Annotated in this window: 22 protein-coding genes and 2 pseudogenes; 16 read left to right on the top strand and 8 right to left on the bottom strand. The window is 65.4% G+C overall.

Annotated features, from left to right (window positions below):
* Position 1: 1 nt before the first annotated feature.
* Positions 2-2,086: a GumC family protein gene (locus EJ077_RS09390; protein WP_208701415.1), complete on the bottom strand. Its 2,085-nt coding sequence runs from the start codon at positions 2,084-2,086 to the stop codon at positions 2-4.
* Positions 2,087-2,417: 331 nt separating this feature from the next.
* On the opposite strand from EJ077_RS09390, the gene EJ077_RS09385 reads away from it, so the two are divergent.
* From EJ077_RS09385 to EJ077_RS09350, 8 genes are all read left to right on the top strand, one after another.
* On the top strand, positions 2,418-3,944 hold the full coding sequence (locus EJ077_RS09385; RefSeq protein WP_208701413.1) for a formyl transferase: 1,527 nt from the start codon (positions 2,418-2,420) through the stop codon (positions 3,942-3,944).
* A gap of 95 nt (positions 3,945-4,039) precedes the next feature.
* Positions 4,040-5,248: an FAD-dependent monooxygenase gene (locus EJ077_RS09380; protein WP_208701411.1), complete on the top strand. Its 1,209-nt coding sequence runs from the start codon at positions 4,040-4,042 to the stop codon at positions 5,246-5,248.
* 209 nt (positions 5,249-5,457) lie between these two features.
* A complete protein-coding gene (locus EJ077_RS09375) occupies positions 5,458-5,661 on the top strand; it encodes a hypothetical protein (RefSeq protein WP_127278965.1) in 204 nt (67 codons plus the stop codon).
* Between the two features lie 66 nt (positions 5,662-5,727).
* On the top strand, positions 5,728-5,922 hold the full coding sequence (locus EJ077_RS09370; protein ID WP_208701409.1) for a hypothetical protein: 195 nt from the start codon (positions 5,728-5,730) through the stop codon (positions 5,920-5,922).
* Positions 5,923-6,286: 364 nt separating this feature from the next.
* A complete protein-coding gene (locus EJ077_RS09365; protein WP_208701407.1) occupies positions 6,287-7,318 on the top strand; it encodes a hydroxyacid dehydrogenase in 1,032 nt (343 codons plus the stop codon).
* A 320-nt stretch (positions 7,319-7,638) separates the two neighbouring features.
* The gene (locus EJ077_RS09360) at positions 7,639-7,728 is read left to right on the top strand and encodes a putative RiPP precursor (RefSeq protein WP_208701405.1); all 90 of its coding nucleotides are present in this window, start codon (positions 7,639-7,641) and stop codon (positions 7,726-7,728) included.
* 357 nt (positions 7,729-8,085) lie between these two features.
* Complete coding sequence (locus EJ077_RS09355; RefSeq protein ID WP_208701403.1) at positions 8,086-8,829, top strand: helix-turn-helix domain-containing protein; 744 nt, start codon at positions 8,086-8,088, stop codon at positions 8,827-8,829.
* Positions 8,830-8,876: 47 nt separating this feature from the next.
* Complete coding sequence (locus EJ077_RS09350; protein ID WP_208701400.1) at positions 8,877-9,542, top strand: GntR family transcriptional regulator; 666 nt, start codon at positions 8,877-8,879, stop codon at positions 9,540-9,542.
* Positions 9,543-9,589: 47 nt separating this feature from the next.
* Here the strand turns inward: EJ077_RS09350 and EJ077_RS09345 are convergent.
* Together EJ077_RS09345 and EJ077_RS09340 are read right to left on the bottom strand one after the other, a co-directional pair.
* Positions 9,590-10,590, bottom strand: a pseudogene (locus EJ077_RS09345) (NADP-dependent oxidoreductase).
* A 196-nt stretch (positions 10,591-10,786) separates the two neighbouring features.
* Entirely contained in the window at positions 10,787-11,602 is an 816-nt protein-coding gene (locus EJ077_RS09340) for an oxidoreductase (protein WP_208702954.1), read from the bottom strand.
* Between the two features lie 105 nt (positions 11,603-11,707).
* On the opposite strand from EJ077_RS09340, the pseudogene EJ077_RS09335 reads away from it, so the two are divergent.
* From EJ077_RS09335 to EJ077_RS09325, 3 genes and pseudogenes are all read left to right on the top strand, one after another.
* Positions 11,708-12,291: pseudogene (locus EJ077_RS09335) on the top strand (TetR/AcrR family transcriptional regulator).
* Positions 12,292-12,685: 394 nt separating this feature from the next.
* Positions 12,686-13,183 (top strand): DUF2306 domain-containing protein, encoded by a 498-nt coding sequence (locus EJ077_RS09330; protein WP_208701398.1) that lies wholly within the window; start codon positions 12,686-12,688, stop codon positions 13,181-13,183.
* A 200-nt stretch (positions 13,184-13,383) separates the two neighbouring features.
* A complete protein-coding gene (locus tag EJ077_RS09325) occupies positions 13,384-15,411 on the top strand; it encodes an acyltransferase family protein (protein WP_208701396.1) in 2,028 nt (675 codons plus the stop codon).
* Between the two features lie 103 nt (positions 15,412-15,514).
* Here the strand turns inward: EJ077_RS09325 and EJ077_RS09320 are convergent, their stop codons facing one another.
* Positions 15,515-16,375 carry an NmrA family NAD(P)-binding protein gene (locus EJ077_RS09320; protein ID WP_208701394.1) on the bottom strand — a complete coding sequence of 287 codons (861 nt, stop codon included), beginning with the start codon at positions 16,373-16,375 and terminating at the stop codon, positions 15,515-15,517.
* Between the two features lie 218 nt (positions 16,376-16,593).
* On the opposite strand from EJ077_RS09320, the gene EJ077_RS09315 reads away from it, so the two are divergent.
* On the top strand, positions 16,594-16,929 hold the full coding sequence (locus tag EJ077_RS09315) for a hypothetical protein (RefSeq protein ID WP_208701392.1): 336 nt from the start codon (positions 16,594-16,596) through the stop codon (positions 16,927-16,929).
* An 81-nt stretch (positions 16,930-17,010) separates the two neighbouring features.
* Here EJ077_RS09315 and EJ077_RS09310 read toward each other — a convergent pair whose 3' ends face one another.
* Both EJ077_RS09310 and EJ077_RS09300 read right to left on the bottom strand, forming a co-directional pair.
* Complete coding sequence (locus EJ077_RS09310; protein WP_208701391.1) at positions 17,011-17,604, bottom strand: DUF6456 domain-containing protein; 594 nt, start codon at positions 17,602-17,604, stop codon at positions 17,011-17,013.
* 152 nt (positions 17,605-17,756) lie between these two features.
* Positions 17,757-18,713, bottom strand: a complete 957-nt coding sequence (locus EJ077_RS09300) for a DUF1376 domain-containing protein (RefSeq protein ID WP_245458696.1) — start codon at positions 18,711-18,713, stop codon at positions 17,757-17,759.
* A 92-nt stretch (positions 18,714-18,805) separates the two neighbouring features.
* On the opposite strand from EJ077_RS09300, the gene EJ077_RS09295 reads away from it, so the two are divergent.
* Both EJ077_RS09295 and EJ077_RS09290 read left to right on the top strand, forming a co-directional pair.
* On the top strand, positions 18,806-19,087 hold the full coding sequence (locus tag EJ077_RS09295) for a DUF982 domain-containing protein (RefSeq protein ID WP_208701387.1): 282 nt from the start codon (positions 18,806-18,808) through the stop codon (positions 19,085-19,087).
* A gap of 36 nt (positions 19,088-19,123) precedes the next feature.
* Entirely contained in the window at positions 19,124-19,486 is a 363-nt protein-coding gene (locus tag EJ077_RS09290) for a DUF982 domain-containing protein (RefSeq protein WP_208701385.1), read from the top strand.
* Positions 19,487-19,703: 217 nt separating this feature from the next.
* On the opposite strand, the gene EJ077_RS09285 is transcribed toward EJ077_RS09290, so the two are convergent.
* A complete protein-coding gene (locus EJ077_RS09285) occupies positions 19,704-20,330 on the bottom strand; it encodes a GcrA cell cycle regulator (RefSeq protein ID WP_208701383.1) in 627 nt (208 codons plus the stop codon).
* 576 nt (positions 20,331-20,906) lie between these two features.
* On the opposite strand from EJ077_RS09285, the gene EJ077_RS09280 reads away from it, so the two are divergent.
* Positions 20,907-21,602, top strand: a complete 696-nt coding sequence (locus EJ077_RS09280) for an XRE family transcriptional regulator (RefSeq protein WP_208701381.1) — start codon at positions 20,907-20,909, stop codon at positions 21,600-21,602.
* Positions 21,603-21,770: 168 nt separating this feature from the next.
* Here the strand turns inward: EJ077_RS09280 and EJ077_RS09275 are convergent, their stop codons facing one another.
* Entirely contained in the window at positions 21,771-22,073 is a 303-nt protein-coding gene (locus EJ077_RS09275; RefSeq protein WP_208702953.1) for a hypothetical protein, read from the bottom strand.
* A 182-nt stretch (positions 22,074-22,255) separates the two neighbouring features.
* On the opposite strand from EJ077_RS09275, the gene EJ077_RS09270 reads away from it, so the two are divergent.
* Positions 22,256-22,618, top strand: a complete 363-nt coding sequence (locus EJ077_RS09270) for a hypothetical protein (RefSeq protein ID WP_208701379.1) — start codon at positions 22,256-22,258, stop codon at positions 22,616-22,618.
* Positions 22,619-22,632 lie beyond the last annotated feature (14 nt).

Raw genomic sequence — 22,632 nt, 5'->3', positions numbered from 1 at the left:
GTCAGGCCGCCTCGTCGACCAGCAAGGCGCCGGTCGGCAACCGCCCCATGACGGAAATGGCCTGCGAGGCCGCCGTGACATCGCGCATCGGCGTCGCGTTGAGCGTGGCGACGAGCACGATCTCGTCGACCATGGCCACCAGCGGCGAGGCGTTGAGATTGTCGGCCAGCGCGCCGCCGTCGACGACGACGAGTTCGAAATTGCGGCTCGCCTGGGCCAGCATGTGCTGCGTGAAATAGACGCCCTGCGCCTCGGAGAAGGCAGCCTTTGGCCGCCCCTTGCCCAGAACAGCGACGTTGCTGCCGGGCGCATACTGGCTCAGCGCCTCGAAGGCATATTCGCCGCGCAGCACATCGAGCAGGCCTGGCTGCGGCTCCTTTTGGCCGCCGCCGGCATTGTTGGTGTCGATGAACAGGACGCGGCTGCCCCTGGCGGCCGCCGCATTGGCCAGCAGGCGCGCCACCCGGCCCCGCTGCGCGGCGTCCTCTGGCGCCGACGTCAGCAGGATGGACGGCACCAGCGGCCAGTCCGGCGGACGCCGGCTGGAAGAGAACAGGCGTCTCAGCGCCAGCCCGGCGACGGCATCCATCTTCTGTCCGGCCGGCGTGGCGGCGCCGCCGAAAGGCCACCAGCGGCGGCGCGCCGATTTTGCCGGCAGCACGCCCACCACGGGCGCGTCGATGGCCGATTGCATCTGCGCGCTGGAAAGCACCGTCGGCGATGAATATTCCGCGATCAGCGCCAAGCCGGTACCGAGCCCCAGACCGCCGAAGAACGCGCCGAATACCAGCAGCAACAGCGGCGGCCAGCTCTTCTTCAGCGCCGGCATGGCGTCGGAGATGATGCGCGCATTGGTGCTGTCGACATTGACCTGCTCGCGCGTTTCCTGCGCCCGTTGCAGATAGGTCGCGTAGACGGAGCGCACCGCCTCGAGATCGCGCTGCAATTCGCGCAGCTTGACCGAGGCCTGGTCGGTGTCGAGCGACTTGCTCTTCATGCCCGCAACCTTGGCCTCCAGCGCCTGCTGGTTGGCCAGCGCCCGCTCATAGTCGGTTTCGGCGGCGGCGACGATGCGGCCGAGTTCGCGCGCGATGAGTTGGCGCGTGTCGCGCAACTGCTGCTGGGCCGCCATCATCGAGGGATGGCGCGGCCCGAGTTCCGTGCCGAGCTGCGAAACCTGGTCGACAAGCGTCGCCTCCTGCGCCCGCAGGCTCGAAATCACCGCCGAGCGCATCGCTTCCGAGGTCGCGTCCGGTGCGCCGCCCGACCGGCGCAACTGGTCGACCTGGGCCTTCAGCGTCGCGGTGCGGCTTTGCGCGGCCGCAAGCTGCGTGTTGATCTCGGTCAGTTCCTGGTCGCTGACCAGATTGCCCGCGGCCATCACCATGTTGTTGGCGGACTTGTAGGCCTCGACCGCATTCTCGGCCCGCTGGACGCGCTTGCGCTGCTCTTCCAGCCGGGCGGTTATGGAGTCGGAAGCATCCGTGGCCATCTTGGCGCGCGCGCTCGCCTGGTCGGCCAGGTAGGCCTGCGCGATGGCATTGGCGAGCTTCGCCGCCTTGTCGGCACTCTTGGCGGTGACGATGACGTCGAGGACCAGTACCTTGTCGGCCCGCTTGACCGCCAGCCGCCGGCGCAGCGCATCGAGCGTCTTGCCTGTCTTATCGGTCTCGGCCGACCCAGAGCCCAACACGCCGCCGAGCAAATGGCTCAACAACCCGCCCTGCCCGTTGAATTCGGGATCCTCGGTGAGGTTGGTTGCCGCTATAGCCCTGAGCAGCACGCCGCTCGACTGGACGACGGCGACCTGGCTTTCCACCATGGTGATGCCGCCATCGGGCGGAACCCGGCTCGGATTGACGTCGTTGGTGACCACCTGCAGGTCTTGCGGATCGACGATGATCTCCGCCACAGAGCTGTAGAGCGCCGGCGTGAACAGTCCATAGAGCAGCGCCCCAAGGGTCAGCAGCGCGGCGGTGGCGAGGATCAGGAAGCGGCGGCGCACCAATATGCGCTTCAGGTCACCCAACTCGACGGTCGAGGATGGATAGGATGCGGCCGGTGGTGGCTCCGGCGCATATTGCATCACCTCCGGAGCGTGTTGTTGCGGCAACGAGAGCAGGGATGATTGCAAAGGTCGCTCCGACAACACTCCATGTGCCCCAAAAGATTAAATTGCGGCTTCAGCTTAGCTATTACTCCAACTGTTAAAACACTGTTAATTATGTTGGGAGCTCTTCTGATTTCTGGCACGGAGTTTGCGTAGCAAAGGCACGGGGCGTGTTGACAGGGCGCAAGCGAGCGGGAAACGAATGGAAATGGAGCGACATCGATCTCCGGTCCAACCGTTGCCCATCTCTGTGCCCGAAAATCGAACACCGGCCAAGTACCGACCATCAGAATTCTAGGGGTGCGACATGCAGGTGAGCCTGCGCCTGGACAGCGACTGCCTCCGTGCTTTTCACCTGCTGCTGCTGCAGCGCCTGGCGGCGCTCGCGAATGTCGAGGTCAGCGTCGACGCACGCCCGGGCGGAAGCGGCGTCCCAGGCAGCATAGCCGCGCTGTTCCAGCTCGAAACGGTCATCCATGGCTTGCCCGCCGACGGGCTGGCCAAGCCCCTGCCGCTGTCGGCGCTGGCACCATACCGCACGCAGCCGCCCGCCGCGCCGGACCTCGTGCTCGACCTGTGCGGCGACGTGCGGCGGGAGGCTACGCGCGTCTGGCGTATGACCTATGACGGCGCCGCCGGCGAAGCCGCCCTTTTGGCGTCGATCCTCGATGGCCGGACGCCGCTGGCCCGCATCGAGGAGAACGGCGCCGTCGTCGCCGCAGGGCGGCTCGGAACCGAATATGGCGGCATCGCGCTTGCCGCCTTCCAGGACATGCTGGCGCGCACCGCGAGCCTGATCCTGGCGGCGGTGACGGGGGCTGCACGCGGCGCCCTGCCCGTCCTGCCCGAGCCGACGGACGGCAGGCCTGCGCCGTCGCTGCCCTCGGCCGGCAAGCTCGGCGTCAGGGCGGGCAAGGCGCTGGCGCGGCGCATCGTCCAGAAGATCTACCATCTCTGCTACAACGCCCCACACTGGAAGGTCGGCTGGCGCGAGACGGGCGGGCGGGATCTGTTCGACCTGCGCGCCCATCCGGCATCGGGCTGGCAAGAGCTGCCCGACGACGGCAGCCGCTTTTACGCCGATCCGTTCCCGATCCTTTACCGGGGACAGGTGACCCTGTTCGTCGAGGATTATATCCACCGTCTGGGCCGCGCCATCATCTCGGCGGTGCCGTTCGGCCCGTCGGGGCCGATCGGCCGCCCGGAGCCGGTGCTCGACCTGCCCTACCACCTGTCCTACCCCTTCGTCTTCGAGCGTGACGGCGAGGTCTGGATGGTGCCCGAAAGCTGCGCCAACCGCACGGTCGATCTCTACCGCGCCACCGCCTTCCCCGGTGGATGGGTGAAGGAGGCGACACTGCTGTCCGATATCGTCGCCAGCGACGCCACCCTGGTCGAGCATGGCGGCTCGTGGTGGCTGTTCGCCACCGTCCGGGACGGTGAAGGCACCGCCCGGGACGGTGGCGGCGCTTTCTCCGACGCACTGCATCTATGGTCGGCGCCGGACTTTCGCGGCCCCTGGACCCCGCATCCCAAAAATCCGGTGCTGATCGACATCGCCTCGGCGCGGCCGGCGGGCCGCATGGTGGAACGCGGCGGCCAGTTGCTGCGCCCGGTGCAGGACTGTCGCAGGAGCTACGGCGGCGCCCTTGGCATCGCACGCGTCACTCACCTTGATTTGAACGGCATGGACCAGCGTGTCGAGACGATCTTAACCCCCGGCGCGCTATGGAGTGGGCGCAAGCTGCACACGCTCAACGAGGCGGGCGGCCTGGAATTCATCGATGGCTCGGCGATCGCGCCGCGCTGGAAACAGAAGAGGCGGCGTAGTTAACCTAAACACTTGTTGCTACCAGCCACCCGCGCTGGTTGCTTGAGGTTGATTATCGTCCGGAAGATATTTTCCACCACAGATTGTGGAGACAGAAGATGACGAGCATGAAGGGCAGCGAGATGACCACCGTCGAGGCTGTTCCGGCCGAAGTCGACGTGGCGATCGTCGGCGCCGGAATGGCCGGCACGACCCTGGCAATGGTTCTGGGAAAGTCCGGGCGCAAGGTAGCGCTGATCGACCCGCACCGCGTCCATCACGACGAATTCAGGGCCGAGAAGATCGGCATGGACCAGATGCAGCTCTTCGCGAGGCTCGATCTCGAAGAGACGGTCATGCGCCACGTCACCTCGGTAACCGACATCCACGTCTTTCGCCTGGGCCAGTTGTTCGCCCGCGAGCAGAAGTGGGAATACACATTTTCCTACGGCTCGATGATCAACGGACTGCGCGACGCGCTGCCGCGCGAAGTGCCGATCACGGTCGGCAAGGTCGCCGAGGTCTCGACCGGGCCGGACCGGCAGCGCCTTGTGCTGGCCGACGGCAGGGTCATCAATGCCCGCCTGCTGGTGGTGGCCACCGGTTACAGCGAAGCGGTGCGGCGCGCCATCGGCGTCGAGCGCATCGAGCTGTCGAAGGCGCATTCACTGTCGATGGGCTTCGACCTCGCCATCCCGCCGGGCGAATGCGCCTTCCCGGCCGTCACCTGTTACGGCAGGCGGGCGGCGGACCGCGTAGCCTATCTCACCGTTTTTCCGCTCGGCAACAAGATGCGGGCCAACATGTTCGTCTATCACACCGTGGCCGACCAATGGACGAGGGATTTCCGGTCCGATCCGCAAAAGATGCTTTGCGAGTTGATGCCCGAAATATCGGCGCAATGCGGCAACTTCGCTGTCGCGAGTCCCGTCGAGGTCCGGCAGGTCAATCTGACCACGACGCAGGGCCATCGCCGCGACGGGGTCGTCTTCATCGGCGACGCGTTCTGTACGACATGCCCGACCCCGGGCGTCGGCATCGGGCGGGTCATGATCGACGTCGAGCGCCTCTGCTCGGTCCACATCCCCACCTGGCTCGAAACACCAGGCATGGCGGCCGACAAGATCGGCACCTTCTATGACGACCCGGTCAAGGTGGCCTCCGACGAGGCGGGCATGCGTGTGAGCGTCTACGCTAGGCGGATCACCACCGAAACCGGACTGGAATGGCGCGCGCGGCGCCTGCGCAACAACACTGCACGCCGGCTGATGATCATCGGCCGCAAGGTGCGCCATTTGGGATTACGGCGCGAACCGGGCGTGGCCTGAGGGGCTTCCCACCCCTATTGTCGTCGAAGGCACTGCCCCGGTGCTGTCCCGGACAGCACCTCTTCCGTCCTCCTCCCCGCGAGAGAAGGAAGCAGGAGCGCCGGAGCGCTTCTCCAGGACAATGATATAGCGTCGAAAAAAGCAAATCCAATGCCGTTCAGTCGGAACCAGCGGCCCGCCGTCAGGTTATGCCCGCAGGAGATTCTGTCATGGTCAAGAATATCGACCGCGCGTTGCAGGATGCTATTCTGGCGATGCGCATTCTTCGCAAATCCATCATTGATCATGGGCATATGGAGGCCATGGCCGAATTCGACGGCTTGATGAGCGTGACCATATCCGAGGCCGAGCGCGAACTGACCCGCTGGCAGGCCGGTCATCGCGCCGAGCGGTCAGGCCAGGCAAAATCCTGACGCGACCGCGCGCGGCCGGCATCCGGCGGAACCTTGCCGCACACGGTTGGTTTCAGGGAATGGGACATGCCGCCGGAGAACGAAGTGGCCCGATTGGTCGACAAGCACAAGCTTGAGAGAGCGGATCGCGAGTCGCGGATTATCCTCGACGCCGAGCGGCAGGCCCGCGACGCAAAGACCGCCCGCCTTCGCAAGCAGCGGCTAACCGCCGAGACAAGCGAGGAGCAACAGAAGCCCGCGCCGCCAAAGCGGCGCAGGTGACGGCGTGTTCTTGCCGCACAAGCAAAAGGCGCGATCGACCCGATCGCGCCTTTGTTCGGCAGGCGAATGCCTTCAGACTTGCGGCGGCGGCAAATTTGAAGGTCCGGCGATCGCGGTGACGGCCGAAAGCCGTTCACGCTTGTGCCAGGTTGGCTTCTCGTATTTCTTCATTTGCTATTGCCCCCGTGTTGAATGCCGCAGAGAACACCAACTTCGCCGCGAATATCAATTGCGTCAGGATGGCTGTCGCGATTTTGAGCGAAACGTTCCTGCGCCGGGTAAATTGGTCTGCCGTGCTTTTAAATCCGCTGGGATAGATTTAGGACCGGGAAAGCGCCACAAGCCGCTTCGGGAGGACCTTGCCATGTCAGACACCACCTTGCCGCTGGTCATCAGCGCGCCCGAGCCGCGCACGCTAGAGCTGATCTTCACGCCGCCGCAGCTGGCGCGGCTCAGGGCGCGTTACCGCATCGTCGAGGCGACGCCGGACGGCGTGGCGCGACTGCCGGCGGGGGTGCTGGCCGAGGCCCGCTACATCGTCGGCCAGCCGCCGATCTCGCCGGAGACGCTTGAAGCGATGCAGTCGCTGCGCTGTGTCTTCAATGTCGAGAGCAATCTCCTCGACAACATGCCCTATGAAACGCTGTTCGCACGCGGCATCCATGTCGTCACGACAGGCCTGGTCTTCGCCGAGCCGGTGGCGGAGCTGGGCTTGGCCATGGCACTCAACCTTGCCCGCGGCATCGTCGACGCCGATCTCGCTTTCCGACAGGGAGAGGAGCTGTGGGGCGGCGACGGCAACCGGACCGCGCGTCTGCTTTCGGGCGCCGATGTCGGCATCATCGGCTTCGGCGACCTCGGCCGCGCGCTCAACCGCCTGCTGTCGGGCTTCCGCACCCGCACCAAGGTGTTCGACCCCTGGCTGCCGCCGTCGATCCTGAGGGAAAATGGCGTCGAGCCGGCCACGCTGGACGAGGTGCTGTCGCAAAGCGATTTCGTCTTCGTCGTCGCCTCGGTGACCTCGGAGAACCAGGGTTTTCTCGGCGCCGATGCTTTCGCCAGGATGCGCAAGGGCGCCGCCTTCATCCTGCTCAGCCGCGCCGGCGTGGTCGATTTCCCCGCCTTGATGGCGGCGGTGAAGAGCGGCCATATCCTTGCCGCCAGCGACGTCTTCCCCGAAGAGCCGCTGGCCGGCGACCATCCCGTGCGCACGCTGCCCGGCTTCCTGCGCTCCGCCCACCGTGCCGGCGCCCTCGACATCGCCTTCAAGCGCATGGGCGACATGGTGCTGGAAGACATGGACCTGATCGACCGCGGCCTGCCGCCGCTGCGCTCCAAACGCGCCGAGCGCGAGACGGTGTCGAGGATGCGCTCGAAGCCTTCCGACAGGAACTAGGCCCGGCCTACCCATGCCGGGACGCGACAGCCAGGCACGAGATCATCGCTGGGATTGTCGGCTTTCGCGTCTGTCATGCGTGATTTTGGCATCAGCATGAGCTAAATCATCGACGGTGCATGTTCCCCGGGGGCAAAACGCTTTGACTTCGTCCTTCCTTTGCGTCAGATCCGACGGGCAAGCCTAGGCAAAGGGAACGAAAATGAAGAAAAACTATGCCAAGCCGACGCTTCTGAAGCGCCAGAAACTGTCCACGGTCACGGCGGTTTCCTGTCTTTCCCCGTGCAAGGCCGCTTGATCGAGGCAACGGGGATAGGACGATGAAGAAAACCTACGCCAAGCCGACGCTCCTGAAGCGTGAGAAACTGTCGGCGGTTACCGCGGGTACCTGCACCTCGATTTGCATCTGAAGCGAAGCCTCTCCAAGAGCTGAGGCTTGAGGGATCTAAGAGGTCCCGCGCCCTGGCGCAGGGAAGACTTCGACGATCCGCAAGGCCCGAGAGCCGTTTCGGGGCTCCTGTTGAGATGGAACGATCGCGCCGCCCGCAGGTTTGGCAAATGGCCGGGCTGTGGAAAGCCCGGCGTACTCCAGAAGGCCCGTCACGAGTCGCGTCGGTGGCGGGCCTTTCCATGTCGGCCCGCAAGCAGTGATATTGGCAGCGATATTGGCCGAAGGTCCCATTCGCGCCTGGGCGATGTTGTGCGAGATTGGCGCAATATCAGCAATTGCTTGAATAATGGTCCGGACGTCTTCGGGGGACGGGGTCGTGCCAATTCGCAGGAATCTTGCCGCGAATCTCAAACGGCTGGTCAGCGGCCACGCGTCGGTGAGCGCTGTCTGCCGCGGATTGAACATGAACCGCTCGCAGTTCGAGCGCTACCTCCAAGGCAAGAGCTTGCCCAACAGGGCCACGGCAAGGCTGATCTGCGATTATTTCCGCATCGACGAGGATGAATTGTACCGCGCGCCGGAAGCCGCGGCGCAGCGACATGTCCTTGCGCCGCCGATACATGAAACGCTTTATGCCAACATGGTGCGCGGCCCCTGCCCCGCCATCGCCGGCGGCACCTACTTCACCTACTTCGCGGTTCCCGGCCGCCCGGATCTGTTGATGCGGTCGGTCACCTTCGTGCGGCGCCAGGCGGAGCTGGTGACGTTCCGGCGTGTGACCCGGTGGGCCGAGGGCAATCGCCAGGGCGGCGCACGCGCGCCCGGCTGGCACTATGGCGTAGCGATCTCACGCCTGAACTGGATCTATTTCGCCGCCATCAACCGCCGCCAGACCGGCGAGCCGTCGATTGTGGCCGTGCAATGGGCGCCCTTCTCCGAGCCGGTCCTGGTCGGCCAGGCCTTCGTCCTGACCGGAGCGGGGCCGGCCTGTCTGCCGGTCATCATGCGCCAGCAAGTCGGCAGGATCAGCCTGCGGCAGGCGATGCGGATGTCCGGCGTCGTCAGCCTCGACGACCCGCGCCTCGACCCGCTGGTGGCCAGCCTCGCGCGCGAAGGCTAGAGTGGTCGGGGCCATGATGATTTGGCCGGGCCAACGAGAGAGTCGCGATGCTCAACACGGTCGACTATGGCGGCAAGGAAGCCGATATCGTGCACGCGCTGGAGGAAGACATCATCTTCGGCCGGCTGGCGCCCGGCACGCGCCTGGTCGAGGACGTGCTGCTCGCCCGCTTCCCGGTCTCGCGCCACACCATCCGCCAGGCTCTCTACCAGCTGGAAAGGCTCGGCGTCGCCACGCGCGAGCGCAACAAGGGCGCCATGGTGCGCCGGCTCGCGCCCGAGGAGGTCCGCCAGATCTACGAGGTACGCGAGATGCTGCAGCGCCAGGCCGCGCTGATGATCCGCCTGCCGGCGAGCGACGCGCTGATCGCGGAATTGACCGAGATCCACCGCGTTTACAGCGGCCATGTCGACGCCGGCTACCTCAGAGGCATCCACGAGGCCAATGACCGCTTCCACCTCACCATGTTCTCGGCCTGCGGCAATGCCTATCTGGTGTCCTCGATCGAGCACTATATGCGCCTCAGCCTGCCGGTGCGGGCGAATTCGCTGGCCGACCGGGACAAGCTCGACATCTCGCGCCAGCACCATCTGATGATGATCGAGGCGCTGAAACGCAGCGACAATTGGGTCTTGGCGCAGCTCTGCGTCGACCACCTTCAGCCGAGCAAGGCGTTCTATCTCCAGGAGATCGAGACCGGGCCGGCGGGATAGCCAACCGGGCATCGCCGCGAATCGGGTCGTGCGGCTACCGACTGTCCCTACCGGAGCTTCACGACCACCTTGCCCTTGGCACGTCCCGTTTCGACATAGGCCAAGGCCTCGTTGGTCTGTTCGAACGCAAAAGTCCGGTCCATGACCGGGCGTATGATGCCGGTTTCGATGAGCGACGTGATCCGGCTCAGCTGGTCGCCCTGCGCCCACATGAACAGGAAGGAATAGTCGACACCGGCGCGTTTGGCCCTGCGGCGTATGCCGAGGCTGAGCAACCACACCATCAGCTTCAGCACGATGTTCAGGCCTTGCTTCCCGGCGAACCCGGGATCCGGCGGACCGGAGATGGAAATCAGCTTCCCGCCCGGCTTCAGCACGCGCAGCGATTTCTCGAGCGTCTTGGCATCCTGGCTGTTCACGACGACGTCATAGCCCTGCAGCACCTTCTCGAAATCGTCCTTGCGGTAGTCGACGACGATATCGGCGCCGAGACTTTACACCAGGTCCGTGCTCGCCGCGCTCGCCGTTGTCGCAACCGTCGCGCCGAGATGCTTCGCCAGCTGGATGGCAAACGTGCCAACCCCGCCGGAGCCAGCCTGGATGAAGACCTTCTGACCTTTTCTCAGCCCAGCCCTTTCGACCAGCACTTGCCAGGCGGTCAGGCCGACCAGCGGAATGGAAGCGGCTTCTTCCATGCTGAGGTTCTTTGGCTTCAGGGCTGCGTCGGCCTCGTCCATGGCGATGAATTCGGCGAACGTCCCGATCCGGCCATCGCGCACCCGTGCATAGACTTCGTCGCCGGCTTTGAACTTGCGGACCTTCGATCCGGCCCGCACCACGATGCCGGCCACGTCGTGGCCCAGGATGAAGGGCGGCCGATAGGGCACTATGAGTTTGAACTCCCCGTCCCGGAGCTTGGAATCCAGAAGGTTCACGCCGGCGGCGTGGACCTCGACCAGCACGTCATTGTCCCCAGTTCAGGGTCCGGCATGTCGGCGAGCCGCAGCGCGCCCTTCTTCTGATATTTGTCGACGACAAAGGCTTTCATCGTACTCGCTCTCTAAAAATGCTTCTCGACGCCCGGCACGAACAGGCCGGGCCGCAAGGCGTCATGCCACCGGCACGCCAACCTTGGGTCCGAGTTCCCGATAAACGAATTCCGTTCCAGCGACATCGACGGCGCGCGTCGGCGTGTCTTGGAACGAGGATGGCTGATTGAACGAGTCTGTCATGTTTGGCACCTCTCAGACCGGCATACGAAACTGCTTGCGCAAGATCCTGTCGAACATCCCGGCGGGCGCGAAGCGCCGCAAAATGCTGACTTGTTGTGCCGCCTTGCCGGACGTGTAGCGCCGGCGCGGATGTCTGTCCGTTGCGGCGCGCAGCACCACATCAGCCACCACTTCCGGAGGGTCGGCGTTCGGCATCACATCGCGAAGCAGCTCACGAACACCGGCGCGAGCCTGATCGTATTCTTTCATCAGGGAATCCGGCTCGAACCCGTTCTGGTCGAAAACGGTGCGGACAAACGCCGGTTCAATGACCGAGACGCGGATGTTGAACGCGCGTATCTCATGGTCGAGCGATTCCGAATAGCCTTCGAGCGCGTGCTTGACGGCGGAATAGTGGGCCGAGTACGGCGCCGGGACCAATCCCAGGATCGAGCCGATATTGATGATGCGCCCTTCCCCTTGTTGGCGCATAGCCGGCAGCACGGCGTTGGTCATGCGCATCACGCCGAACAGATTGACGTCGAAAAGCGACCGCGACTGGGAGACCGAGGTCTCCTCGGCGCCGCCCAACAAGCCGACGCCGGCATTGTTGACCAAAAGGTCGATCCGACCGGTCTGAGCGAGCACGTTTGCAACGAGGGCTTGGACCGAGGCATCGTCGGTCACGTCGCAGGCCAGCATGGATATACCGGTTGGGCCGCTGCCCGTCGGCCGGCGGCTTGTGCCGAAGACGGTGTACCCCGCCCGCGCCAAGGCCTCGGCGCTGGCGCGACCAATGCCGGAGGAGGCTCCGGTCACAACAGCGATCTTTCCAGTATGTGCTTTCATTTGATGTTCCAAACCCATCAGGGCTAGCCTTCTTCCGTTTATTGGATTATGCTCATACTATCACATTATGGCCATAATGCAATGGCGCCACGGGAAGGAAAAATCATGCGTTACGAAAAGGGCCGGAAGGACGCATCGCGCGGCCGGATCATGGAGGTCGCCACGCAACGGTTCCGGGGGACGGCATCGCCGCCTCGGGATTGGCAAGCATCATGAGCGACGCCGGGCTGACCAACGGCGCCTTCTATCCCCACTTTCCCTCCAAGGCGGCACTTGTTCGCGAATGCGTGGCGGCGGCGCTGGAGGGTCAGTCGGACCAGATCGCCGGGGCGTTAGCCTCCGGCGGCCTGGGGACGGCCATAGATGCCTATCTGTCGGCGCAGCACCGCGATAATCCGGGCATGGGCTGCGCTTCCGCCGCCCTGTTGCCGGAAATCGCGCGGGAGCAGCCGGAAACGCGACAGCTCTACACCGAACGCCTGATGACTTTGGTGCGGCAGGTATCGGCCGCTCTCCCGCTGGATACAAGCGATGCGGAGGCTGTGGCATTCGGCATCTTCGCGACGCTCATCGGCGCGCTTCAACTGGCCCGCGCGGTGGACGGCGCGGAGCTGTCGGATCGCATCCTGGCGGCCGGGGCGGATGCGGCACGGTCGCTGGCGCAGCGCGGAGGTGACGCCGCGCCGTAGAGGGATTGGACGGCAAACCTCCCGCTGGGCCAGGGCCGCCGGGCAGGAGCCGGCTGAGGCCAAAGCAACCATGGCTGCAAAGACAGACATGGAACGCTGAAACTTTCCGCGGGCCTTCCTCGTTGCTGCGTGATCGCCTCGCGGGCGATGACAAGACCCTCCAATCAATGCCCCGCTGGCTCGCCGGCGGGGCTTTTTTGCGCTGCGGCCATGTCCGTGGCCTCCGGAACCATCCGCCAACCGCGAAGTTGTCGAAGCTCCCGCGCTGCCTGGCCGACCCCAGTGGCACGACGCGATCCGTTTCGGGGGCGTTTTTTTGTGGATGCCGCCGCTCTGCCTTGCCGCCACTGCGCGCCTTCGGCCATATTTGCCGGCGTCGCCCCGGAGGACGCCGATGTCGCTCGAACCGCTTTTGCATGCCTCGCCGCTCATCAAGTTGCACGCGCTGGCGGCGATGGCTTCGCTCCTGCTCGGCGCCGTGCAACTCTGGCGCACCAAAGGCGACCGGCTGCACAGGGCGCTCGGCCGCGTCTGGGTGAGCCTGATGGCGGTTGTCGCCCTGTCGAGCTTCTTCATCTGGACGATCCGGCTCTGGGGGCCGTTCAGCCCAATCCACCTTTTATCGCTGTTCGTGCTGATCATGCTGTGGCGCGGCGTAGGCCTGGCGCGCCGCGGCAACATCGCCGCTCACCGCCGCATCATGCAAGGCACCTATATATTCGGGCTGGTCATAACAGGCCTTCTGACCTTCATTCCCGGCCGCACCATGTATTTTGTCGCCTTCGGCCCGCAAGGCGCGACACCGCTGAAGCTGGCCGCGTTCGCCGCCTTGGTCGTGGCAGCGGCGGCGGCAGGCCTCTATGCCGCACGCGGTGCGAAACCGGCAGGCTGAGCGCCGCCTGCGCGTGGCCGGCCGAAACTTGTTTCTGGCCGGCCGAAACTTTGTTTCTGACCCGAACGGATCTATTCCGCGCCTCTCCTTGTTCTGGCCATGTTGCACTGCGAAAGATTTGTTGCATTGCGATAGCGGCCTGTCCGGCCGAGATTGGCAAGAGCTGGACCTTGGGGGCTGGGCTGCACCAAGGAGGCCTCGTGGCGGCATCGTTTCGGCCTGATATACAGGGCTTGCGCGCGCTGGCGGTTGGCGGCGTCGTCGCCTATCATTTCGGCCTCACGGCACTCCCCGGCGGTTTCGCCGGCGTCGACATCTTCTTCGTCATTTCTGGCTGGCTGATATCAACGCATCTGATGCAGGAGATTACCGAGACCGGCCGGCTCGACCTGTGGCGCTTTTATGCCAGGCGCGCCCGGCGCCTGCTGCCGGCAGCCATCTTCGTCATCCTGGCCACGCTCGCGGCCGGCACCTTCATCCTGGCGCCGCAGGAACAGGCGCTCTATTCGCGCGGCGCCATGTATGCGGCCGCCTACACCATCAATCTGTGGCTGCTGCGCTGGTCGTTCGACTATTTCGCCGCCGATGCCTTGAGCAACCCCTTCATCCACTTCTGGTCGCTGTCGGTGGAGGAGCAGTTCTATCTCGTCTGGCCGGCACTGCTTGTCTTCGCCGCCTGGCTGCATCCGGGCCGGCGCATGGTGGTGGCCGTGATCGGCATCGTCGGCGTCGCCTCCTTCGCCGCCTGCCTATGGCTCACCAGCCTCTCGCCGGCCTGGGCGTTCTACTTCTCGCCGCTGCGCGCCTGGGAATTCGCCGCCGGCGGCCTGGCGACGTTCGCCTCGCCCGCTTTGTGGCGGCATCAGTCCTGGCTGCCGGCGGCACAGGGATGGCTCGGCCTGGCGCTGATCGCGGTCGCCTATCTCGGCTTGAGCGAAGATCTGCCCTTCCCCGGCTGGTACGCGCTGCTGCCGGTGGCCGGCACCGTGCTGGTGCTCCTGAGCGGTGCCGGCGAGCAGGGCGACGCTCCGGGCGTCACCCGCTGGCAGGCCCTGGCGCCCGCCGCCATGCTCTCGCTGGCGCCCCTGCAGTGGGTCGGCACGCTTTCCTATTCGCTCTATCTCTGGCACTGGCCCATCATCGTCTATGCCGGCATGCTGGAGCCGGACCTCGGCGTGGCGCAGCGCATCGGCTGCGCCGTGCTGGCGCTGGGGTTGTCGGCGGCGACCTACCGGCTGATCGAGAACCCGGCGCGGCGCGGCGACTGGCTGGCGGCGGCCGCACGCGCCTTTCGCTTCAACGCCAGTCCGGTCGCAAGACCGCTTCGGCTTTTTCCCGGGCTTGCCCTCGCCCCGGCCCTTCTGCTGACCGCCGCCGGCGTGGTGGCGGCCTACGCCAACGCGCATCTGGCCACGCGCAACATCGACCCCACCCAGCGCGGCATCGAGGAGGCCGCCGAGCAGCCTTCCATCGCGCGCGCCGTCGACAAGAACTGCCTGCTCGACTTCCATACGGTGAAACCGAAACCTTGCACCTTCGGCTCGGCCGACGCCGCCCACACCATCGTGCTGTTCGGCGATTCGCATGCCGACCACTGGTCGACGCCGCTGGTCGCGGCGGCAAAGCGCAACGACACCAAAGTCGTCACCTACCTCAAATCCTCGTGCCGCGCCTCGCGGCTGTCGACCTTCAACGCCGTGCTCAAGCGCGACTACACCGAATGCGACGCCTGGCGCGAACAGGCGATATCCGACATCATCCGCCGCAAGCCGCGGCTGGTGGTGATCTCGGAATTCTCGATCGGCAATCTGACGCGCGACATGTCCGCCGCCAGCCGCAAGGCCGAGACCGCGCGCTGGCAGGCCGGCCTGCGCTCCACCTTGCAGGCCTTCAGCAAGGCCGGTGTCGAAACCGCCGTCATCCGCGACACGCCGATCGGCGGCAGCTTCGCGGACGCCTGCGTTGCACGCGCGCTGTGGTGGCGCGAGGCGCCGTCGCTGTGCGACACGCCGAGGGCGCAGGCCGCCAATGACGGCGTCGCGGCGCAAGAGCGCGCCGTGGTGAAAAGCGTGCCCGACACGCTCTATGTCGACCTCACCGACCGCTTCTGCGGCCCAACCGAATGCCATGTCTTCATCGGCGGCAAGCTCGCCTTCCGCGACCGCCATCATCTGGCGACGGCGTTTGCCGAGACGCTGGAAGAACCGCTGGAAAAGGCTTTGTTTTGATGGACTTAGCTCCCTCCTCCCCGTTCACGGGGAGAAGGTGCCGGCAGGCGGATGAGGGGCAGCGCGGCGTTCGTCCCTTTGCCCGCTCAGTGGCCCCTGCCAATCAGCCAGCCTCCACCAACTCAGCCACATAGCGTTCCAGCGTCACCTTCCCGCGCTCCGGCCTGGTCGGCGGATCATAGGTGTCGTCGACCGTTACCTCCGTCATGCGCGCATAGGATTGCGCGGCTTCGGGCGAAAACCCCATGTCCTCGAACGCCTCCACCCAACGCTCGCGTGGTGCCGAGACCACGCTGACCTGCCTGCCGAGCGCCTCGCCAAAGGCCGCGGCGACATCCCTGGGCGTGTAACGCGACGGTCCTTCGACATGATGCAGGCCGTTTTTTTCCAGCGGCTCCATCAACAAGCGCGCCGCCGCTTCGCCGAGGTCGCGTGGCGCCACCATCGGCAGTTCGAAATCCGCTGGGAGAAGCGTGTTGACCACGCCGTCACGGCTGGCGGTCTCCAGCGAGGCATCCCAGTTGCTCATGTAATAGGCGGCGCGGATAATGCTGGCCGCGATGGGCTGACGATGCAGCTTTTCTTCCAGCCCATGCAGGATGGTCAGGTCGCCGGTGCGTTCGCCGGCCCGTGCGCCATAGGTCGATTCCGCTACGACCTTCTCCAGCCCCGAACCGTCCAGCGCCGCGACGATCGCAGCCACCGTCCTGCGCTCCTGGGCATCCGTGTCGGTCGAAGGATCGGCAGGCGGATTGAGCAGGAATGCCCTTGTGCCGCGCCTGAACACGCCACGCAGCGCCTCGACATCAACCACGTCGGCCACTGCCACCTCGGCGCCTTGCGCGGCCAAAGCCGCCGCCTTGGCCTCGTCGCGCGTCACCACCGTGACCGGTTCGCCCTGCCGCAGGAGAGTCGCTGCCGTCGCCGAGCCGACACGCCCGGTACCGCCAAGAATGATATGCATGGTCCAATCTCCCTTCCTGGTTGCATAAAGGGGAAATGGATAGTGGCGGCCGAGGTTCAAAATGTGCCTCACCATGCTGACAGGTGCCGCCAAGCTTTCCCCCTCGACGGGTCCTTGCGCCGCCACGACACAGGGTGCGAACGCATCGATCCACCGATTTATGGGAACAGGGTCGCGACCCCGGCGTTTATTAGACACACCTTAAAGAGGAGGTTGTCATGAAAAAGCTCTTGCTCGCTTCCGTGATCGCGGTCGCTTCGGCGGTGGCGGTGATCGCTCCCGCAAATGCCGCCAGCATCACGCTTGGCATCGGGAACGGCTACGATGACGAGTACTACGTCCCCAGACATCGCGACTATTACCGCGACTACTATCGCGATTATTCCGATGATGGCCCCTATTACGGCCGTTACCACCATCGTTACAGCATGTATGAAGGCGGCTATCGACCGCGCTACTACGGCATGTACCATCATCGCTGCCACACCGAGCTGGTGAAGCATTGGCGTCATCACCACCGTGTAATCGAGAGAGTGCGTGTCTGCCGCTATTGACCGTTCAAACTGATCCGGCCGGCATCTGGCCGGCCGGATCAACGCGCGAATTTGCCGGCACGCATCCCTGGCCGGCCGGTACTAGCGCCCCATCATCATCCCATAGTGCACCGCCAGCAGATCCAGCCCCACCTTCAAGAGCTTCGTCACCACGTCGCGGCCTTCGCCATCCTGCTCGGCCACGGCCTTCACCGGCTGTTCCAGGCACACGACCTTTTGCACGATTGCCGCCACGTCCCAATGGCTGAGCGCCCGCGTCGCGGCGGCGTGCGCGCGGCCGGCGTTGAGCACGTTGTCGGCGATGCCGCCGCCGGTGCGGCCACCGTCGACGCGCTCCGTCCAGCGCATCGGCTTGATATCGGCCCGCTGGCTGCACCGGAAATGCTCGCGGTAGCGCAAACCGGCCTCGCGCTGCTGGCGCGACAGCGAGGTGATGCCGAGGAGCGGATCGACATTGCGCACCCGCACGATGCCGCCGGTGGACGTGTGGCCGTCATTCGACACCTCGTAGACGCGACGCGCCTCCGCCGTGCCGGATGTCAGCCGCTTGCGGCCGAAGGCATCGTTCCTCAGCGCGAAATCATGACCGACCTCGCGGCGGATGCGCACCTGCTCGGCCTCGCCCTTCGGCAGCTTCGGCGCCTGCGGTTTGGCGGGTTTGGTTTTCTTGGGCATGGGTGCTCCTTGGTTGTGTTCGAGTGGTGACCTTGCAGAACCTGGGTTCCTCGCCCCCGCTTTGCGGGGGAGAGGTGGCCGCGAAGCGGACGGAGCGGGGGCAGCGCCGACAGTCGAAAGTTTGCTTCTTCAGGGCATTGCGGCGCTCTATTTCAACCGGCTTTGACTTCGCGAAGGGCGTCCCCCTCTCCGTCCCGGCCGCGCCGGGCCACCTCTCCCCAGCTTTGCGGGGGCGAGGAACCCAGGCCAGAGCCCCGCCGCGCCAGCAGTTCCCGCATCACCTTCCGCTCGCGCACTTCGATGCAGAGCTGCGCGCTCGAAGGGCAGAACTGCGCGTTGCCGCTCCTCACCTCGCCGCGCACGAAGCGCTGGATGGCGGCCTGCAGGTCGCTCAGCTCGGCATCCCTGACGGCGCCGAGATAGCCGCGCAGCTGCATCTCGACATCAGTCAGGGCGGATTGCGGGAAGCAGGAGAACAGTGCCGCCAGCGCCTTCGTCGCCTGTTGCAGTTCGGCCGTGGTCATATCCGCGGATCTCCTCGATGATGGCGTTGGCGGCGTCGCTGTGGGTTTTCGGCCTGATCCAGCGCTGCGGTTTTTGCGCTGGCCCGAGCCGTGCGATCCCGAAGCCACCTCACGGCTTCCTTCGAGCGAAATCCCCGGTCCTTCGCGCGCCCCGCGCGCTGAAAAAGCGGAAGCTTTTTCCATCTGGTTTCTGGACTCTGGAGAATGCCGCGTCAAAACATCGGCATTTGCCGTGATATGCGCCTTTGTTTTCAAGGCGGTAGCGGCTCCGCCGCGCGCGCCGGCGGCCGCCCTCGCCTCGCTCTTGAGCCGCGCCTTGCGCAGCTCCTTCGTCAGCCTCCTGTGGCCGATCTCGCCACCTTCGCACTCGAAGAAGGCGAGCAGCTCGGCGCTGATCGCCCGCCATCGTTTCAAAGGCAGGCGCGCCACGCGCGCCAGCCTGGCGTCATCGTCGGGCAAGCTCCCGCCGGCATTCCACATTGCCATCAGAAGCAGCATGTAGGCGCCGATCTGCTCGGTCGAGAGCTGCAGCGTATCGCCGACGAAATCGGAGACGTAAAGCTGCATGAAAGGCCGTTCGCTCATGCCGCGCTCCACGCCGTTTTTCCAACCGCGCTAATGGAACCAGCCCCCGGTCCAGACGTTGTGACGCGTCCAAACCAAGGAGAGGACCGCCGATGACGGCCTTCATGCCGGTGACCCTGCGTTTCTGCGACAACAAGACCATGCTGGTCGGTTCGGTGGCCGACGCGGCGATGGCGCTTCGTCACCAATGGCCCGACAAGACCGCGCCGGCCTATCTTGAGGCGGCACGGCTCGTCAGGCTTGCGGTCGAGGGCACTTGCTGTCCGCGCCCCGCCTTCGAAGCCTTCCTCGAGGCGGCCAGGCAACAGGGCATATTGGTGGCCAAGCCAAGGAGCCGCGCGCATGAGTGGCTGGACGCCGCTGCGAGCCCCTGAGACGGCGATGCAACCGCCTGCCGGCCTTGTGCGTTTATGAGCGTTGGCTTTAAAGCCGCGCCTGGACCGAAGGTGAACGCCGTGGGTACGATGAAAACCGGAGTGCCGCTCAAAGTGTCCCTGGACGGACATGTCGAGGAGATCGAGACCGTCAGCGACGCCGCCGATTTCCTGCAGCGCTGGCCGATCGAGCGGCGGGGCCATGTCTATCGCAGCGCGCTCAACGCCTGCAGCGCGGCCATCGCGGCGCAGATCTCGCAATCCGACGCGATAAAAGTGTTCATCGGCTTTGCCCGCGTTACCGGCATACTGGTTGCCGGAGGCGGCCCGGGGGTGGTGCTGGAGCCGCGCACCGTGCAAAGCCGCCAGCCCAAACAGGGCCGCCAGGTGCCGAAATAGCCGTGCCGCGCGACAACTGTTCAAAGCAATTCTCCCAATATTTCGCGGAGCGTCCTTCTCCCCATCAACGAGGAGCATTCCCGGTAGGGCAATGACGGGCAGAGCAAGCGTTTCCAAGGTTGGCGTCCGCTGAAGCTCCAATTGCGTTATGTCGGCGCCGCCCCTCATCCGCCTGCCGGCACCCTCTCTCCGTGAACGCGGAGAAGGGATCAAGCCTTCAGCCGGCCTCGCAAACACGGCGCTGGAAGCGCGCCTGATGGTAGGTGCAGTAGCTTTTCATCGGCCTGGTGCGCATGCCGCAGCACAGCATGTCCTGGCCAGGCCGCCCGCCGGGCGCATCATTTCGAGGATCGTCCTCCAGCGTCAGGTCGAGCGGCGCGCGGCAGCGGTTGAACAGGCAGTCGATGAAGCGCATGGCCACGCCATGCGGCTGCCGCCCGATGGGACCGCGTGGCGGCGCGGGTACCTTGAAACGGTAGGTTTGCCCATCGGCGATCAGCACGCCCGCCTCGCGCTGGAAAAGCCGTGGCCGGACGGGCGAAGGAGCCCGCTTCGGCCGCATCGTGGGCTTGGCCGGCTGCGGGGTGGCGCCGGCACGGCCGGTTTCCGCCTTGGCGGCGCGGCTCGCCGCCTTGGCCATCGCCGTGCGCGCCGCCAGGCCCTTGCGATTGGCAAAGCCGATCGCGCAGAGCATGGCGTTGCGGTGGACGATGCCGATAATGGCGTTGCGCGATACGCGCGCCCCGCGCTGTGCGCTGAACGCCGCCGCGATCTTCGAGGCCGAAAGCCCGTCCCTCAGCCAGGCGGCGATCGCCTGCAATTCGCTGTCGCTATAGCTTGCCATGTCCGTCTCCATTGCGCGGCCAGCGGCCGCCGCGCACGGCGCCGTCAGGCAAAGCGTCGGGGTTTGCCCACAGCCGGGATGGGGCTGCCGCCGTGGTCCGGCCTGTCGGCCGCTGGGATTGCTTGTGGGCGGGGCTGCTTTCAGCCCGGCCGGTCGACGGGCGCGGCAAGGCGCGCCCGCGCAGTGTCCCTGTCGGGAGCGGAAACCGCCCTGCCCGACACCGGCTCGTCAGGGATGCCGGTGCCGTCCTGCGTGGGGATCAGGGAACAAGCCTCGGACGCGTCGAATAGGGGGCCGGAGCCGCGGGGAGCGGCGGCTCCGGCCGTTCCGGCCGCCGCCGACGGGCGGACCGGACGCGAGGCCGATGCGTCAAGGCAATCGGCTTCGCGCTTCGCCCCGGCCGGGGAGGAGGCGGCCGGGTCGGAAGGGAAAGGGCAGCCCGGCAAGGCCGGGCTGGAGGCGCTGTCGACTCTGAGGGGGTTGAGCTTTTGCATGAGATGATATAAGCATAACTCAAAAATTGATGCAAGCCATTCTTTCATGGACGAAAGCAGGACTTGTCGGTCACATGAGGCCATGGTGAAAACGCAACTGTCGATCAAGGTCGGAGCCGCGATCCGCCAGGCACGCAAGCAGCGCGGCCTGGTCATGCGCCACATTGCCGAGCACAACGACACCGATGTCGCCGCCGTCGGCAACTGGGAAACCGGGCGCAACCTGCCCAAGACCGAGAACCTGTTGAAGACCGCCGCCTTCCTTCATGTCGACCCTGTGGCGCTGGGCCAAGGGCAGGTCGTCTTCCTCGACGATGCCGGTCCGGTGGCGGACGCCGAGATCGTCACCGATGCCGGCCCCCTGCCGGCCGGAGCGATGGATATTCCGGTGCTGGGCGCCGCCGTCGGCGGTGATGACGGCGACTTCACCTTCAACGGCGAGCCGGCAGGATACGTCCAGCGTCCGCCGGGAGTCCGCAACCTGCCGAAAGTGTTCGCGCTGCACGTGCTCTCGGATTCCATGGTGCCGCGCTATGAACCCGGCGACATGATCTATTGCGGCGGCCGCGACGCGGTGCCGGGCGACCATGTCGTGATCGAGACCTTTCCCGAGGAGAACGAGAAGAACGGCAAGGCCTTCATCAAGAAACTGGTCCGGCGCACGGCGGGCGAGCTGGTGGTCGAGCAGTACAACCCGCCCAAGACGCTGACCTTCAACCGCTACGCCATCAAGCAGGTCTGGCGTGTCATCCCGCTGAAGGAACTGCTGGGGTATTAGGGGCGCACTTTCCTTCCTCCCTTGTGGGAGAAGGTGGATCGGCGCGCAGCGCCGAGACGCATGAGGGGTGTTCCAGCGGAGTGAGGCGTTGGTGTTCCCTGGAGCACCCCTCATCCGACCTCGCTTCGCGAGGCCACCTTCTCCCACAGGGGGAGAAGGAAGAGTCCCTCAAGCCCGCCTCGCCCCGTCCAGCGGCACGTCGCGGTCGCTCAGCATCCGCGCTTCCGAGCGCACGCGCTGACGCTCGTCGATGAACGCGGCCTGGATCGAAATCGCGGTGCCCGGCAGCCCGTCGGCACGGCAGGCCGAGCAGACGATACGCCCCGACAACGCGGCCAGCGGCGTGTTCCCGTTGACCCCGAAGCGCTTCAACTGATCGGGCCGCCACCACCTGTTGCGGCCGCAATCGGCGCACTCGACCGACAGCGAGGCGACCTGCGCGATCACTGCTTCCCTGCCCGGCAACGCCATCATCCCCTGTCCTTTTGTTTCTGATTTGTTCCTATCTTCCCGTGTTTTGAAGCGGGAGTCGAGTCGCAGTTTTCAAACTCCTCCAAAAGTCTCTCTTTTATCTCTATTTGAGTTATGCTTATATATCATTTGCATATATGAGTCGGCGTGGGAATGACCCGCGCCTGGATGCGGGAGCAAGAATGGATGCCGCCGATTTCGCCCGCGCCTGCGGTTACACCGGCGACAGTCCCGCCTTGCTCGAAGCCTTCGAGGCGATCCGCCGCAACGGCATCGCGCAGGCCCGTCTCGACCATTTCAGGCGCAAGGCCGTCATCGACGAATTGAAACAGTCGGAGCCTCTGTTCCTGGCCACGATCGGCCCGGCGCTGTCGGCGCATGAAGCCATCGAGGATGCGATCCGCTTCATCGCCGGCTGGCGCAACATGCCGCGCTGGCGCCAGGAACGGCGGCGGCCCGATCTCGCCAGGGCCAGGCAGCAGCTTCTGCTGGCCCGTTTCTTCCGCCGCTACGGCCATGGTTTGTGGGCAAGGCAAGCGGCTTGAAGCGCAGCGGGCTC

This window comes from Mesorhizobium sp. M8A.F.Ca.ET.057.01.1.1 (genome assembly GCF_003952565.1).
Classification (GTDB): Bacteria; Pseudomonadota; Alphaproteobacteria; order Rhizobiales; family Rhizobiaceae; genus Mesorhizobium.
This window is presented reverse-complemented; position numbering and strand designations above follow the sequence as displayed.

Excerpts from the sequence above, each read along its gene's own strand:
- EJ077_RS09380 (WP_208701411.1), top strand. The coding sequence starts at position 4,040 with ATGACGAGCATGAAGGGCAGCGAGATGACCACCGTCGAGGCTGTTCCG.
- EJ077_RS09330 (WP_208701398.1), top strand. The coding sequence starts at position 12,686 with ATGTCGCTCGAACCGCTTTTGCATGCCTCGCCGCTCATCAAGTTGCAC.
- EJ077_RS09275 (WP_208702953.1), bottom strand. The coding sequence starts at position 22,073 with ATGGCGTTGCCGGGCAGGGAAGCAGTGATCGCGCAGGTCGCCTCGCTG.
- EJ077_RS09365 (WP_208701407.1), top strand. The coding sequence starts at position 6,287 with ATGTCAGACACCACCTTGCCGCTGGTCATCAGCGCGCCCGAGCCGCGC.
- EJ077_RS09295 (WP_208701387.1), top strand. The coding sequence starts at position 18,806 with ATGACGGCCTTCATGCCGGTGACCCTGCGTTTCTGCGACAACAAGACC.
- EJ077_RS09375 (WP_127278965.1), top strand. The coding sequence starts at position 5,458 with ATGGTCAAGAATATCGACCGCGCGTTGCAGGATGCTATTCTGGCGATG.
- EJ077_RS09350 (WP_208701400.1), top strand. The coding sequence starts at position 8,877 with ATGCTCAACACGGTCGACTATGGCGGCAAGGAAGCCGATATCGTGCAC.
- EJ077_RS09315 (WP_208701392.1), top strand. The coding sequence starts at position 16,594 with ATGAAAAAGCTCTTGCTCGCTTCCGTGATCGCGGTCGCTTCGGCGGTG.
- EJ077_RS09360 (WP_208701405.1), top strand. The coding sequence starts at position 7,639 with ATGAAGAAAACCTACGCCAAGCCGACGCTCCTGAAGCGTGAGAAACTG.
- EJ077_RS09390 (WP_208701415.1), bottom strand. The coding sequence starts at position 2,086 with ATGCAATATGCGCCGGAGCCACCACCGGCCGCATCCTATCCATCCTCG.
- EJ077_RS09285 (WP_208701383.1), bottom strand. The coding sequence starts at position 20,330 with ATGGCAAGCTATAGCGACAGCGAATTGCAGGCGATCGCCGCCTGGCTG.
- EJ077_RS09300 (WP_245458696.1), bottom strand. The coding sequence starts at position 18,713 with ATGAGCGAACGGCCTTTCATGCAGCTTTACGTCTCCGATTTCGTCGGC.
- EJ077_RS09290 (WP_208701385.1), top strand. The coding sequence starts at position 19,124 with ATGAGCGTTGGCTTTAAAGCCGCGCCTGGACCGAAGGTGAACGCCGTG.
- EJ077_RS09320 (WP_208701394.1), bottom strand. The coding sequence starts at position 16,375 with ATGCATATCATTCTTGGCGGTACCGGGCGTGTCGGCTCGGCGACGGCA.
- EJ077_RS09370 (WP_208701409.1), top strand. The coding sequence starts at position 5,728 with ATGCCGCCGGAGAACGAAGTGGCCCGATTGGTCGACAAGCACAAGCTT.
- EJ077_RS09280 (WP_208701381.1), top strand. The coding sequence starts at position 20,907 with ATGGTGAAAACGCAACTGTCGATCAAGGTCGGAGCCGCGATCCGCCAG.
- EJ077_RS09310 (WP_208701391.1), bottom strand. The coding sequence starts at position 17,604 with ATGCCCAAGAAAACCAAACCCGCCAAACCGCAGGCGCCGAAGCTGCCG.
- EJ077_RS09340 (WP_208702954.1), bottom strand. The coding sequence starts at position 11,602 with ATGAAAGCACATACTGGAAAGATCGCTGTTGTGACCGGAGCCTCCTCC.
- EJ077_RS09385 (WP_208701413.1), top strand. The coding sequence starts at position 2,418 with ATGCAGGTGAGCCTGCGCCTGGACAGCGACTGCCTCCGTGCTTTTCAC.
- EJ077_RS09270 (WP_208701379.1), top strand. The coding sequence starts at position 22,256 with ATGGATGCCGCCGATTTCGCCCGCGCCTGCGGTTACACCGGCGACAGT.